This window comes from Anaerococcus tetradius, assembly GCF_947087635.1.
Taxonomy (GTDB): Bacteria; Bacillota; Clostridia; order Tissierellales; family Peptoniphilaceae; genus Anaerococcus; species Anaerococcus tetradius.
Genome location: NZ_CAMUDP010000004.1, coordinates 40,862 through 55,276 on the forward strand (window position 1 = coordinate 40,862; position 14,415 = coordinate 55,276).

Annotated in this window: 12 protein-coding genes; 11 read left to right on the forward strand and 1 reads right to left on the reverse strand. The window is 35.4% G+C overall.

Annotated elements, in window-relative coordinates; genetic code table 11:
- Positions 1–191 precede the first annotated feature (191 nt).
- From P6936_RS02095 to P6936_RS02135, 9 genes are all read left to right on the forward strand, one after another.
- A complete protein-coding gene (locus P6936_RS02095) occupies positions 192–659 on the forward strand; it encodes a CtsR family transcriptional regulator (protein WP_004837527.1) in 468 nt (155 codons plus the stop codon).
- Position 660: 1 nt separating this feature from the next.
- Positions 661–1,242 carry a UvrB/UvrC motif-containing protein gene (locus P6936_RS02100; RefSeq protein WP_004837526.1) on the forward strand — a complete coding sequence of 194 codons (582 nt, stop codon included), beginning with the start codon at positions 661–663 and terminating at the stop codon, positions 1,240–1,242.
- Complete coding sequence (locus P6936_RS02105; RefSeq protein ID WP_004837525.1) at positions 1,239–2,207, forward strand: arginine kinase; 969 nt, start codon at positions 1,239–1,241, stop codon at positions 2,205–2,207. The genes P6936_RS02100 and P6936_RS02105 overlap by 4 nt, the downstream gene beginning before the upstream one ends.
- The gene (locus P6936_RS02110; RefSeq protein WP_276880703.1) at positions 2,207–4,651 is read left to right on the forward strand and encodes an ATP-dependent Clp protease ATP-binding subunit; all 2,445 of its coding nucleotides are present in this window, start codon (positions 2,207–2,209) and stop codon (positions 4,649–4,651) included. Before P6936_RS02105 ends, P6936_RS02110 begins: the two co-directional genes overlap by 1 nt.
- A gap of 608 nt (positions 4,652–5,259) precedes the next feature.
- Positions 5,260–6,585 (forward strand): sugar ABC transporter substrate-binding protein, encoded by a 1,326-nt coding sequence (locus tag P6936_RS02115; RefSeq protein WP_276864024.1) that lies wholly within the window; start codon positions 5,260–5,262, stop codon positions 6,583–6,585.
- A gap of 250 nt (positions 6,586–6,835) precedes the next feature.
- Entirely contained in the window at positions 6,836–7,153 is a 318-nt protein-coding gene (locus P6936_RS02120; protein WP_276864026.1) for a hypothetical protein, read from the forward strand.
- Position 7,154: 1 nt separating this feature from the next.
- Complete coding sequence (locus tag P6936_RS02125; protein ID WP_276880704.1) at positions 7,155–9,185, forward strand: ABC transporter permease subunit; 2,031 nt, start codon at positions 7,155–7,157, stop codon at positions 9,183–9,185.
- Between the two features lies 1 nt (position 9,186).
- Positions 9,187–10,080: a sugar ABC transporter permease gene (locus P6936_RS02130; RefSeq protein ID WP_276862150.1), complete on the forward strand. Its 894-nt coding sequence runs from the start codon at positions 9,187–9,189 to the stop codon at positions 10,078–10,080.
- A 9-nt stretch (positions 10,081–10,089) separates the two neighbouring features.
- Positions 10,090–11,175, forward strand: coding sequence for an ABC transporter ATP-binding protein (locus tag P6936_RS02135; RefSeq protein ID WP_276880705.1), 1,086 nt, complete (start codon positions 10,090–10,092; stop codon positions 11,173–11,175).
- A gap of 25 nt (positions 11,176–11,200) precedes the next feature.
- On the opposite strand, the gene P6936_RS02140 is transcribed toward P6936_RS02135, so the two are convergent.
- Positions 11,201–11,659, reverse strand: a complete 459-nt coding sequence (locus tag P6936_RS02140) for a methylated-DNA--[protein]-cysteine S-methyltransferase (RefSeq protein ID WP_276880706.1) — start codon at positions 11,657–11,659, stop codon at positions 11,201–11,203.
- 81 nt (positions 11,660–11,740) lie between these two features.
- On the opposite strand from P6936_RS02140, the gene P6936_RS02145 reads away from it, so the two are divergent.
- Both P6936_RS02145 and radA read left to right on the forward strand, forming a co-directional pair.
- Positions 11,741–13,039, forward strand: coding sequence for a glutamate--cysteine ligase (locus tag P6936_RS02145; RefSeq protein WP_276880707.1), 1,299 nt, complete (start codon positions 11,741–11,743; stop codon positions 13,037–13,039).
- Positions 13,039–14,406 (forward strand): DNA repair protein RadA, encoded by a 1,368-nt coding sequence (radA, locus tag P6936_RS02150; RefSeq protein ID WP_276862829.1) that lies wholly within the window; start codon positions 13,039–13,041, stop codon positions 14,404–14,406. Before P6936_RS02145 ends, radA begins: the two co-directional genes overlap by 1 nt.
- Positions 14,407–14,415: the final 9 nt, after the last annotated feature.

The window sequence follows — 14,415 nt, forward strand, 5'->3', positions numbered from 1 at the left end:
TCAATCTAATAAGAGTTTTGTCTTTATAGAAAAAGTCCTAGTCTTTATAGGCTAATAGGAGCTTAACTTGAAAAGACCTTTGTAAATAGTACAATTTTACTAGGAATCATTATGATTCTTTGTTTTTAAAGAAGAAGGTCAGAGATAGTCAATGCAATTGACTAGTATTTATATAGAAAGAGTGGTGAATTATGGCAGGTCTAACTTCAGAAATAGAGATGTTCCTTAAAGCTATGCTAGAGGATTCTGTTGATGGCATGCTTGAGATTGGAAGGAACGACTTGGCTCTTCGCTTCGATTGTGCCCCAAGTCAGATCAACTACGTTCTTTCGACTAGATTTACTCCATATAATGGATATCTAATAGAAAGCAAGCGTGGAGGTAATGGCTTTATTAAGATAATAACTGTAGTCGATGAGGATTCTTACGTTTCTTATCTAATCAAAAATCTTAAGAAGCATATGAGCCAAAACGATGCGGAAAGTCTTTTTAGAGATTTGTTAAGAAGGAAGTATTTTACAGACAATGATTGTATCATGGCAAGATATGCCATTAGCGACAAGGCCCTAGCGGGGATTTGTGATATTAAACAGAGAAATGCCATAAGGTCAGATATTATAAAAAATATCTTACTTAGCTTATTGGCGAGGAGTAATTGATATGAAATGCGATAGATGTGATAATGAAGCGACTGTTACAGTAAAGACTATAATTAATGGCGAGGAGAAAGACTTCCACCTATGTAACGAATGTGTGATGAAATTCACAGACCTTGCTGTTGATGATAAGGGCGAAATCAAAACTGGTATTCAAAAGCTTGATAAGAAAAAAATCGAGAACTTAATTGATCAATTTTTGCCAAGCCTCGATGAAGTTATAGATTCGTATTATGATTATAGGTTCAAGGAGAATAATTATTCCTATGGATTGTTAAATAATCTTGCTGATGATTCTTGCCCTACTTGTGGCAACCTAACATCTTCTATTAGAAAGGGTATCTTTGCTTGTCCAGACTGTTATAAGTTTGATGATAGGCTTACAGATAAGATTCTTAAAACCTTTAACAATTACAGCTTATATGAAGGAAAGTTTCCTAGAAGAGAGAGGGACTTTAAGGATATAGCTGTAAAAATTAAAAATCTTCAAGAACAACTCCAAGTTTTAGTAGAGATTGAAGATTATGAGAAGGCAGCTGAGATAAAAGAGCAGATAGACGAATTGAACATGCAGGTGAAAAATTGATAGAATATACAAAAGATATAATCCTATCTTCTAATCTCTCCCTTAGGAGAAATATCAGAGGCTATGATTTTCCAGCTTCCATGTCCTATGAGGCGAGTGGGGAGATTATAGATATATTCAGGGGGATTTTTGGAGATAGGCTAATCCTTCTAGAAGAATTAGATGAGAATACCCTTAATGAACTCATAAATTCTTTCGTTCTTAGTGAAGATTGTACCACCAAGGCCCTAAAGATTGGTCTTGTCTTTGAAGATGATTATATTATAGTTATAAATGATAGAGACCACTTGTCAATAAATGTTAGGGATTTTAATCTCGACTTGAAATCGGCCTACAAGAAGGCTTCCTTGCTTGAAGAAGGCCTTGATGAAAGTTTAGATTTTGCCTTTTCTCCTGAGTATGGTTATTTGACCCAGGATGGGAGAAATACGGGAAATGGCCTTGAGATTTTCGTAAAATGTTTCTTTTTTGCTATGGTTGATGACGAGAAGGCGTATTTTGGCTTAAAGCAAAGCCTCATCCACGAAGCTATCTACTTGCAAAAGTTTGTTCCTAAAAATTACAAGAGATATGCTGATGACTTGTATCTTCTAAAGAACATCGGCAATTATTGGAAGGATATAGACAAGATTTTAGCCAAGTTTGAGAAGGCCCTAGATATTTTAGTGAGAAATGAGAGAAGATTTAGAAGAGATTATCTAGTTTTAAATGGTATAAAAGAAGCTGAGATTGAAGATTATATAGAAGTTATGTTAAGTAATCTAAAGCTTGGTCTTGATAAGAGCTTGGAGCTTTTAGCAAAAGACCTCTATGGTCTTAAAAAATACAGACTTTTAGCCTTCGATACTGATTTTACAAATGATGAACTAGACTATCTTATATTTAACCTAACAAAGAATAAGTATGAGGGAAATAGGGATGATAGAAGAAACCTATTTCTAAAGGAATATATTGAGGAGCGATAATGGAAAATAATAGACTAAATAGACTTACCTCCCAGGCAAGAAGAGAGTCGTATTCCCTAAATCATGATTATATAGGAAGCGAACACCTCCTACTTGCCTTGATGAAAACAGGCTCCATAGCCAACAAGGCCTTAGAAAAAAGTGGGGCGAATTATGATCTTTTTAGATCAATTGTAATAAACAACATAGGCAGGGGAACTTGCCAAAGACCTGCCACAGAGTTTTCCAAAAATGTAAGGGATATTTTTGAAAGAGCAAGGCAGATTGCCATGAAAAGGAAAAGTTCTATGGCAAGCGAGGAAGATGTTCTTCTTTCGATAATTAATGATGACGATTCCTTTACCAACCTTATGTTTCTCTTATCAGGTATTGATAAGAATATTATAGCCAACAATCTAGAAAACATGTTGAGGGAAGTCTATAAGGCAAATGCCTCATCATCTGAATTTTCTGAAAATGTAAGTAAATTTACAAACAACCTAAATGACCTTGCTAAGGCTGGCAAAATCGACCCTGTTATAGGTAGGGATGACGAGATAGAAAGACTTATACAAATTCTTATGAGAAGAAGAAAGAACAATCCTATTCTTATAGGAGCACCTGGTGTAGGAAAAACCGCTATAGCAGAAGGTCTTGCCCAAAGAATTGTCGATGAAGACGTACCAAAAATTATAAAAGATAAGATAATACTAAGCCTTGACCTTGCCAGCATGATAGCTGGAAGTAAGTACAGGGGAGATTTCGAAGATAGATTAAAGAAACTATTTGAAGAATTAGAAAAAAGAGACGATGTAATCTTATTTATAGATGAATTTCACATGGTTCTTGGGGCTGGAGCATCCGAAGGATCAATGGATGCGGCAAACATCCTAAAGCCAATTCTTGCCAGGGGAGAGATACAAATTATGGGGGCTACAACCATAGATGAATATAGGAAGCATGTCGAAAAAGATTCTGCCCTTAGCCGTCGTATGCAACCAATTCAAGTCGATGAGCCTAGCCTTGACGATTCAAGAAAAATCATAGAAGGCCTAAAGGATAAGTATGAAGCCCACCATGGGGTAGAAATAAGAGAAGATGCAATAAAAGCTGCAGTAGAATTATCGGATAGGTATATAACAGATAGGTTTCTACCTGATAAGGCGATAGATTTAATAGATGAATCCTGCGCTAAGCTTAGAATAAGAGCCTACCAAGAAGAGGGAGAAGCAAGTTCTAACAAAGATTTCCTAGAAGATTTGCTTATAAAAAAAGAAAAAGCTGTAAGAGATCAAGACTTCGAAACAGCAGCAGAGCTTAGAGATAAGATAAACCAAGCTAAGTTTGACCTAGAAATCGAAAAAGAAAAAGAAAAGGAAAATAAGGATAAACTCTTTATAGCCTATGATGATATAGCAAGTGTTGTAGCAAAATGGTCCAAAGTCCCAGTTGAAAAACTCACAGAAGATGAGAAAGAAAAATATTCAAGGCTTGACAAAGAGCTAAAAATGGCAGTAATAGGTCAAAAAGATGCCATAGATTCAGTAGCAAGGTCAATAAAAAGGGCCCGTGTAGGTCTTAAAGATCCAAAAAAACCAATAGGCTCCTTTATTTTTGTAGGACCAACTGGTGTAGGAAAGACCTATCTTGCAAAAACCCTAGCCCAAGACTTATTTGGCTCAGTCGATAAGCTAATAAGAATTGACATGAGTGAATATATGGAGAAATTTGCAGTTTCAAGATTAGTGGGTTCCCCTCCAGGCTATGTAGGCTATGAAGAAGGCGGTCAGCTAACTGAAGCTGTAAGGACAAATCCTTACTCGGTTGTCCTCTTTGATGAGATAGAAAAGGCTCATCCAGACGTATTCAACCTACTTTTACAAATCCTAGATGACGGAAGACTTACAGATGGTCAAGGAAGAACTGTTGATTTTAAGAATACGATTATAATAATGACCAGCAATGTCGGAGTAAGAAGTCTTAGCACGACCAAGACTATAGGTTTTGAACTAGAAGATGAAAAAAAGATAAACGAAGAAAGAACAAAGGATATAATACAAAAGGCCATCAAGGACTCCTTTGCTCCAGAATTTCTAAATAGGCTCGATCAAGTAATAATGTTTAAGCCTTTAGGAGAAAAAGAAATCGAAGAAATCACAGGCCTAATGCTTGAAAAAACAAAAGAAAGACTAAATGAAATCGACCTAGATATAAACTATGATCAAAAGCTAGTAAAACTTCTAGCCAAAGAAGGCTTTGACCCAGAATATGGGGCAAGACCACTAGAACGTCACATCACAAAAATGATAGACGATAGGCTAGCAGAAGATATCCTAGATGGCAAACTTAACAGAGATGAAAGCATAAGAATATCAGTTAGGGGAGAAGGCCTAGTCTTTAGAAATTTAAGCAGGGATAAGAAAAAAAGAGAAGAGAAGAAAGAAGTAGAAAAAGTTAATAGTTAAGACAAAGACTAAGGGTTAAAGCTATAAATAGCCAATAAGAAGCTAAGCTTTCTAGCCCCTAGTCTTTTTTAATGAAAAATGCCCCTTAAAAATAATACACTCTTAATCTTATATGCCTCTTCAAAGGAATCTTTTATTAAAAAATATAGGGCATAGAATTTCTAGGTTTGTGTGAAAATTCACGCAGAAAATAATAAAGAAAAAAACTGGAACACATTTTCCTTTTTATCTTTTTAAAAATGTATATATTCATATTTTTTTATTATATTTAGCTTTGGGAACAGACTTAGACATAGAAGCTGGAAATATTTTCACAATATCAAATTAATAATTAGAAAGATGTTAAAATGAAGTAAATACGAGCTTATCCATAAAAAAATTAATATTTATACCTAGATTTAAGTGACTGAACTAGCATAGTAGATAAAAAAAGTCAATATGGTGGATTAGTATATTACAAGCCTTGCGAGGGTATAAATATGTATAAAAATTAACAAAGATAAAATTTCGCAAATAGAAAATGCTTCCATTTAATTTCAATTTAATGTATAATATATAATACAGAACTAAATAACGTTTTCATTATTATGGAAGCGAAGGAGGATTAAATGAAAAACAAACTAAAGATGTTGATGGCTTTATCTCTATCAGTTATTCTTGCTTCATGCGGTGGCAAGGGTGGCGATAAGGCTGAGAAAAAAGCAGCGGATCCAGGAGATGTTTCTGGCAAGATTACTGTTCAAGCAGAAGAAGAATGGATGGATTATTATAAGAAGGCTGCTGAGAGAGTTAAGGAAAAATATCCAAAAGCAGAAATCGAATTTAAGACAGTTAAATCTTTTGACCACTTAGATGTAATCGATCAAACAGATGCAAGCAACGAAGATGTTGCTGATTTATTTGCAATTCCTGCAGATAGACTTGTTGGTCTTGTAGAAAATGACATTTTAGGATCAATCGACTCTAAAAAACTAGCTGACGAGATTGGTGGTTGGGATGATTTCGATAAGGGAATAGGTGGAAACTTCAAAATAGATGGTGAATATTTTGCTTTCCCATACAATATCGAAACATTAATTACTTATGTAAATAAGAAAAATGCAGAAGCTAAGGGTGTTGATTTAACAAAACCTATAGAGCTTAATGATGTTAAAGATGAATCAACAGTTCTTCTACCAATATTTGACGCTTGGTACGGAGTTGCTGCAACAAACTCATCAAATATAGAACTTTTAGGAAAAGATGAAGAAGGAAAACTCTTCTCTGACTTTACTAAGGATTGGAAAGATCTTGAACCAGAAAAACAAGCAACTGTTAAAGCTCTTTATGAATACTGGAAAAAACATGATGCAGCTGGAACTAAGTTATTTGACCCAGATGCTGGTTGGGGATATATAGATGATACATTCAAAGAAGGCAAAGGCGGAGTTGCAAGACTTGGCGGAGCTTGGGATGCAGCATCAATTTCTGAGCAAGCTGGAAAAGATAACCTAGAGATTTGCCCAATTGATCAAATCACCCTAGCAGGTAAACCACTAAATCACTGGCAAAGTGGTTGGGGACTTGCAATCAATGCTAGAATCGAAGAAGATGCTAACAAAAAAGCTATAGCAGAAGCTATGATTAAAGAAATTGTAAATCCTAAATTCGCAACAGATTTATACAAATCTACAGGTAAAATTCTTGAAAATGTAAAGAATGATGACTACCAAAAATCTGATCTACCTGACTCAGACAAGAAGATTATAGAAGCTACAATCAAATCTTATGAGAAAGCTCCAGCTAGACCATTATTCAAGGAATGGGGCAATGTTTGGGATACTTATAAGAATGCAATTCTTTCTTGGAACTCAGTTAAACCTGCCAATGAAGAAGAAGCTTATAAACAATTACAAGCATCATTTAAATCAATGATGGCAAACTTTAACAAATAGTAAATAGGAAATAAGGGGCTGTTAGAATTATGGTTTTCATATTTTCATAAAGTTTAGCTTAACTATTTAGGCTTTAAGCTCGACTGGCTTCTGGCCTTAGATGTAAAACTTTATGAAAAGAATTTCATATTAAACATCCCCTTTATCTATTATGATTAGCAAGGAATTAGAAAAAAAGAGAGAAAAATTTCTTATTAGAGTTCTAATAACTTCTGCAATTCTTATCTTGGCCTTGTCTATGGAAGCCTTGATGATGGCAAAAGATGTGGATGTCTATAGAAGCTTTCTCTTAAAAAATCCAGGTCTTAGCTTTGATGAATATATTAACTCGGTTATGTTTAATTTATTCATCAGGGTTTTAAGTCCTCTTGTAATTTCCCTTTATACATTTTTTACAGTAAAAAAATTCGGTGTTAATTTTTTCTACAAGGTCTTCTTTTCCGGAATGACTGTAATTGAAATTATCAACCTCATCCTACAATTTAAAATCGGATCTATATTTTACTATGTAGCTATAATTTTAAACTTCATTTTATTATTTATTATTGCAAGGGAAGAAAGGGTGTAAAATGACATATGATAAATACCTTATAGATGATATTGGTGAACGCCGAGAAAGGAAAAATCAATACATTTTAGATTCTATAAAGGCGGAAGAAAGTGGTGGTCCAAAGATTGACCCCCAAAACCATCCTTATAATCAAAAACTAAAAGCCTATGAAGAAAAGAAAAAAGACCTTTTGAATAAGGCTAGCGAGAAGGCCAAAAATGACCCAAATTATAAGATTGATCAGAAATATTTGAGAGACTTATATTATACCAGGTCAATAGCTAATGATATGTTAGCTTTTTATGAACAAAACAAGGACTTATCTTATGATAGTGAGCTTGATTATAAGTTGTGCAAACTAGATTATGAGCAAATCCCAAAGATTATAGAAAATGATTTGCAATTAAAGAGTCAATTGGAAAGAGCAAATAATAGGCTTGAGAAATTGACTACTGATGAAATTGAAAAAAACAAGAAGTTAATTGAAGCTGATAGGGATGTACTCAAGGATAAATTTGAAGCAGATAATAACAATCTCAAAGAGTCTTTTGAGGGTGGAAGAATTTCCAAAAAAGCCTTCCAAAGTGAAAAGGAACAATTAAAACAAAAGTTCAAAGATCAAAACAAGAGACTAAATTATAGAAATCCTGAGGTTTCCTTAAAGGAAGAGATAGCTTCTATAAAATACAAGATAGAAAAAGACTACAAAAAGGAAATGAAAATCCTTGAAGCTGACAAGGCTGAGGCTAGAAGAAGGACTCCAGTAGAGATAGAAAAAACTTCTGCCTATAGGTCTATTATTTCTTTGCCAATTCCAGGTCTAGGCCAATTTCTAAATGGTCAATGGCAAAAAGGCTTGTTATTTTTGCTTGGCACTTTATTTATCTACCTAATAGCCATACCTTATGCTCTAGGTTTTGGTAATTACCAAGGTGAGGGTATAGCAGGACTTATTTCTCTTGCTGCTGGCGGAAAAAGACTAGATAGATCAATACTCTTTATGATTGAAGGAATACTTGCTATAGTATTTATAACTTTTTCTGTTTTAATCTATGTCCTATCCTTTAAGGACGTAAGGAGTGTCGAGAAAAAGGAGATGGCAGGTATCAGACCTAACAATTTCTTTGAAACAAAGAAGATGCTAAGAACAGATGGATTCCCATTCTTAATTACAGCTCCTGCCCTAATAGTAATAATATTTATAGTTATAGTTCCTATACTTACTGCTATAATGATATCTTTTACTAATATTGATCCTCAACACCAAAATAAGTTTACTTGGATAGGCCTAAATAACTATATAACCATAGCCAAGGGTCAAGGAATAGCAGGTCAAGCCTTCTGGCACATCTTTGCTTGGACTATAATTTGGACTATACTAGCTTCAACTCTTGCTATAGTATTAGGTTTTATTTTTGCTCTTTTGGTAAATAACGAAAGAATTAGGGGAAAGAAGTTCTTTAGGACTGTATATCTTTTGCCTTGGGCAATCCCTGCCTTTATCACCATCATGTTCTTCTCAATAATGACCAGCCGTGGTGGAGTTATAGCTGAGGCAATCAATTCCTTATTCCACCTAAGTCTAGATATAAAAAACAACACCTATCAGACTAGGGCGACTTTGATATTATTACAAGGTTGGTTGGGACATTCTTATATCTTCCTCCTAACTACTGGTGTGCTTCAAGCTATACCAAAAGACCTTTATGAGGCAGCAAGTATTGACGGTGCAACTGGAGCTCAAAGAACCTTCAAGATTACAATCCCACTAGTTCTTTTCCAAATAGCTCCAATGCTAATTAACCAATACACCTTTAACTTTAACAACTTCTCAATTATCTACTTATATAACCAAGGTGGTCCATTCAACCCAGAAGTCTATGGAAACCTCGCAGGAAGCTCAGATATCTTGATATCTTATATATATAAGTTAACTATGGAGAATCAATACCAGGCTATAGGTGCTGCGATTACAGTATTCATATCCATAATACTAATCATAATTTCTTATTTTGGATATAAGAATTCTTCAGCTTTTAAGGAGTATTAATATGTTTAAGAAAAAGAAAAATAGCGATTTATATTTATCAGATCTTCAACCCTTATCTGCTGGCGGAAAGACCCTACTAGGCCTTAGCTACATCATCTTATTGATATGGGCAGCCTTTATCTTAGTTCCACTTGTTATAATGGTTGTATCATCATTTAATGGCAATCAAGGTCAATATATATCAATGAGTGGAGACTTTGTCTTCTCACTTGATAATTTCAAATACTTGTTTGAGAAAACTCAATTTTTAAGATGGGTACTTAATACCTTAAAAATTGCGACAGCCACTACCCTACTAACCCTAATCTTTGTATCTTTTACAGGCTATGCTTATTCAAGATTTAGATTTAAGGGTAAAAAGGCTAGTCTTATAACTATAATGCTAGTACAAATAATTCCAGCCTTCGCAGGAATTACAGCTTACTACGCTATCCACTCTATAGTTTCTGGAATAATCCCAGTATTTTCTAGAGCAGCTATGTTAGTTTTAATTTATTCTGGTGGAGCAATAGCTTCTAACACCTTTATCCTAAAGGGCTATCTAGATACTATATCACCAGAGCTTGATGAGGCTGCAAAAATAGATGGATGTTCAAATATACAAGTTTATAGATTAATAATCATGCCACTTGTTCGTCCTATGCTTGCAATAATTGCCCTTCAATGTTTTATAGGACCATTCTTAGATTACATGATGCCAAAAATCTTACTAACAAATCCAAGTGATTACACACTTGCTACAGGACTTTTCACATTGATATCAGATGTTAGAAATATGAACCAACCAGCCTTTGCGGCAGGAGGATTCTTGTCAGCTATTCCTGTAATGCTACTATTTTTAGTATTACAAGATGAACTAGTAAGCGGACTATCATCAGGTGCAGTTAAGGGATAGGAGTTAAAAATGAAAGTAATATTAGATAACTTAGGAAAAAAATATGAGGGTCGTGATAAATTTACGATCAGAAATATAAATCTAGAAATAGATGACAATGATTTTTGTGTAATACTAGGTCCATCTGGATGTGGTAAGTCAACCCTACTTAGGATGATAGCTGGACTTAACTCAATTACAGAAGGAACCCTACGTTTCAATGACAAAATCATGAACACAGTTGAACCAAAGGATAGGGACATAGCTATGGTATTTCAATCATACGCCCTTTATCCACACATGACAGTTTATGATAACATGGCCTTTTCACTAAATATGAAAAAGGAAAGAAAAGAAGTTATAGATCAAAGGATTCAAGACGTAGCAAAGATTCTTCAATTAGAAGATTACCTCTACTCTAGACCATCAGATATTTCAGGTGGACAAAGACAAAGGGTTGCCCTAGGTCGTGCGATTGCGAGAAACCCAGAAGTATTCCTTATGGATGAGCCATTATCCAACCTAGATGCCAAACTTCGTGAGCACATGAGAGTTGAAATTGTAAGAATCCACAATCAATTAGATACTACAAGTATCTACGTTACCCACGATCAAACAGAGGCTATGACAATGGCGACAAAAATAGTTCTTCTTGATAAGGGTATTATCCAACAAGTCGGTGCTCCAAATGAATTTTACCAAAAACCAAACAACCTTTTCGTAGCAGGCTTTATCGGCTCTCCTACCATGAATATTATCAAAGGAAAAATCAAAGATGGTATTTTTGTAAATGAATCTGGAGAAATAAAGGTTCGCCCAACTGATAAAGATTGGGACAAGATTAAAGCCTACGAGGGTAAAGAAGTTCACCTCGGCATAAGATCTGAAAGATTTATAGCAGAAGAAAGAGACTACAACTCAGTAAATGCTAACATAGAAGTAATAGAGTCCTTGGGTAAGGAACAACTTCTCTATACAAAACTAAAAGATGGCACAGAACTTACAGTAAGTCAACCAGGTTACCTTGACTATGCTGTTGGAGAAGACCACGACTTCACCCTAGATCCTGAAGCCCTACACTTCTTTGATGGACAAACAACTGAAAGAATTAACTAAAACAAAAGCTCTCAATCGAGAGCTTTTACTTTCCTCCTTTTTCAAGATTTAGTAAATATTCTTTAACTTTTTCTCCATAGGCGAAGCCTCCGAGACTTCCATCTGATTTTTTGACCCTATGGCAGGGATAGATTATAAAAAAAGGATTAGTGGCTAAGGCCCTGGCTACTGGTCTGTAGGCTCTGGGCCTTGCTATTTTTTCGCTTAATTTCTTGTAGGTAGAAGTTTTTCCGTAGGGAATTTTTCTAAGTTCAGAGAGAACTTTCTTCTGGAAGGGACTTAAACTCGTATCGAGGAGCTCATAGGAAGTAAAAATCTTTCTTTTATTTTCCAGATACTCTTCAATTTCAAAAAAAACCCTATCTGTGATTTCAGATTTTTCGTCATTTGTGGAAACTTTATCGACCAATTCTATTTTCTTAATCAAATCTTCATAGCTAAATTTTATAAAGCCTATTTTTGTCTGGTAATATGCGTAGATCATGTCTTAACTATATTATTTAAAGATAAATATGCCACAAAGCGTATAGTAATAGTAATTGCAAGATTAAAGAGAAAGGTTGATATGGATTTTAGAGAAAAGATAGAAAAAATTGTAAATTTTATTAAGAGTGGAGAAAAAGAGACTAAAGACTTTTCTATAGGCTTTGAGTCGGAGCACTTTGTAGTTGATAAAGACAGCCTAACGACTATTTCCTATTATGGTAAAGATGGGATTTGTGAGTCAATGGCAGAGATAGGAAGGCTTGGCTATGATATAAAAGAAGAAGAAGGAAACATTCTTGGCCTTAGCAAGGAGAATTTTGATATTTCCATCGAACCTGCCAGTCAATTCGAGCTAGCCATAAGGTCGAAAAAGAGCATTAATGACCTTTATAGGGACTATACAAGGGCTATGGCAGAACTTATCCCAATATTTGAAAATAAGGGTCAAGTCTTAGCAAGCGTTGGATATCATCCCAAAAGCAAAATCTCTGCTATAAAAATCATTCCAAAGAAAAGGTATGATTTCATGTACGAATATTTTAGGATAAATGGAGGGGCCTACGCCCACAATATGATGAAGGGAACAGCGAGCCTTCAAGTAACCATAGATTACGCTAATGAAGAAGATTTTAAGAGAAAATACTTCCTAGCGAGTGCCCTAAGCCCCTTTTTGTATTCGATTTTCGATAATGCCTATATTTTTGAGGGCGAAGTTTATGATAAAAGAAATCTCCGCCAGATGATTTGGGATAATTGTGATAGACAAAGGACGGGAGTCTATCCTTTTGCCTTTGATCATGATCTTTCCTATGAAAAATATGCTAGAAAAATCCTTGATACAGACATAATCTTTATCAAGGAAGATGGAGAAGAAAGCTATAAGGGAAGGGTCAAATTCTCTGAGATCATGGATGAAGACTTTAGTGATGAGATGATTTTTCACGCCCTATCCATAGTATTTCCTGATGTTAGGGCTAAAAAATATCTAGAAATTAGGATGCCAGATGAGCTTCCTTACCCTTACAACTTTGCCTGCCTTGCCCTAATCAAAGGCTTGTTTTATGATGAGGATAACCTAAACAAACTTTATGAGATTTTTGAGGATATGGACTATCCACAAGTAACTAATCTAAAGAGTAGATGCGAAAGATATGGCCTTCATGCCAAGTATAAGGATAAGGAAATCTATAAGTGGGCCTTAGACTTTATAGATTTGGCAAAAAAAGCCTTGGATGATGAGGGAGATTTCCTAGACCCCCTAAGAGAAATTCTTGAAGAAGGAAAAAGCCCTAGAGATATTTACGAAAAGCTCTACAAAAAAGATCCTAGAGAGGCCATAAGAGTTTTCTCTGCTAATAATTCACAAAGGAGTAAGTGATGGCAAAGCTAAAAAAGGCTTACGAATGTAGTAATTGTGGTCATAGCCAGCCTGTGTGGGCTGGTCAATGCCCAGAATGTGGCAAGTGGGGAACCATGCATGAAACTATTTCCGAGAAAACTTGTCCTAAGCAAAGCCTAGTAGTGGAAAATAAAAACGCCATAAAGCTAAAGACCATAGCCCTTGACGAATCGGAAAGAATCAAGTCGACCTATAGTGAATTTGACAGAGCTATTGGAGGAGGTCTTGTTAGGGACTCTGTTTCTATCCTTACAGCAAGACCAGGAGCAGGAAAGTCAACCCTCCTTCTACAATTATCTAAATCTTACGCCGATAAGGGTCTAAAAGTTCTCTACATTTCTGGAGAAGAAAGTGAAAGCCAAATCAAGTCGAGGGCTGATAGGATTATGCCTTCACTTCCAGAAAATATTTGGATTCTTTCGACAGGGTCTATGGACCTTGCTATAAAAGAGATAAAGAAGATAGATTGCGATATAATTTTTCTAGACTCTATTCAAACCTTTAGCCTAGCCGAGTTTGACAGTAAGGCAGGTAGCCCTACTCAAACTATTGAAGTAGCCAACAAGGCAGTAGAACTTGCCAAAGATAGTCAAAGAAAAAGAGCGGTTATAATGATAGGCCATATGACAAAAAAAGGCGAGATGGCAGGGCTAAGGACCTTGGAGCACCTAGTTGACACCGTCCTAATCCTAGATGGTGAAAGCGAAGAAGACTTGAGGGTTCTTACTTCGACAAAAAATAGATTCGGAAGAACTGGTGAGATAGGTCTATTTTCTATGGATGAAGACGGACTTAATGAAATAACAAATCCGAGCGAATACTTCATAACAGAAAGAAATACCGCCATAGAAGGTTCGGCAATCTCTGTAACCAAGGAAGGCTCAAGACTCTTAGAAGTAGAAATCGAATCCTTGGTATCAAGATCTTTTATGCCCTATCCTCAAAGGATAGGCGACTCCCTAAGAAGGGATGACCTAAACACCCTAATCTCGATCCTCCAAGAAAGAGCAGGTCTTAATCTCTATGATCAAAATGTCATAATAAAAACAACTGGAGGACTAAAACTAGGCGAGCCTTCAGTAAACTTGGCAATAATGATCTCCATTGCATCATCCCTAATGAAAGTCCCAGTATCTGATAAGAGCGTATTTATAGCCGAAGTGGGCTTAACTGGTGAGCTTAAAAAAGTTCCCCAAATCAAGCAAAGACTAAAAGAAATCGAAAGACTTGGCTACAAAAATGCCTATGTGGCAAAAAATTCTGTAGATGAAAAAGAATTTAAAGACCTAAAAATAATCCAACTAGCAAATATCAGAGAAGTTGTAAAAGAGGTCTTGGGAAAATAAAAACTAGAA

Excerpts from the sequence above, each read along its gene's own strand:
- P6936_RS02130 (WP_276862150.1), top strand. The coding sequence starts at position 9,187 with ATGTTTAAGAAAAAGAAAAATAGCGATTTATATTTATCAGATCTTCAA.
- P6936_RS02140 (WP_276880706.1), bottom strand. The coding sequence starts at position 11,659 with ATGATCTACGCATATTACCAGACAAAAATAGGCTTTATAAAATTTAGC.
- P6936_RS02125 (WP_276880704.1), top strand. The coding sequence starts at position 7,155 with ATGACATATGATAAATACCTTATAGATGATATTGGTGAACGCCGAGAA.
- P6936_RS02135 (WP_276880705.1), top strand. The coding sequence starts at position 10,090 with ATGAAAGTAATATTAGATAACTTAGGAAAAAAATATGAGGGTCGTGAT.
- P6936_RS02115 (WP_276864024.1), top strand. The coding sequence starts at position 5,260 with ATGAAAAACAAACTAAAGATGTTGATGGCTTTATCTCTATCAGTTATT.
- P6936_RS02110 (WP_276880703.1), top strand. The coding sequence starts at position 2,207 with ATGGAAAATAATAGACTAAATAGACTTACCTCCCAGGCAAGAAGAGAG.
- radA (WP_276862829.1), top strand. The coding sequence starts at position 13,039 with ATGGCAAAGCTAAAAAAGGCTTACGAATGTAGTAATTGTGGTCATAGC.
- P6936_RS02120 (WP_276864026.1), top strand. The coding sequence starts at position 6,836 with ATGATGGCAAAAGATGTGGATGTCTATAGAAGCTTTCTCTTAAAAAAT.
- P6936_RS02095 (WP_004837527.1), top strand. The coding sequence starts at position 192 with ATGGCAGGTCTAACTTCAGAAATAGAGATGTTCCTTAAAGCTATGCTA.
- P6936_RS02100 (WP_004837526.1), top strand. The coding sequence starts at position 661 with ATGAAATGCGATAGATGTGATAATGAAGCGACTGTTACAGTAAAGACT.
- P6936_RS02145 (WP_276880707.1), top strand. The coding sequence starts at position 11,741 with ATGGATTTTAGAGAAAAGATAGAAAAAATTGTAAATTTTATTAAGAGT.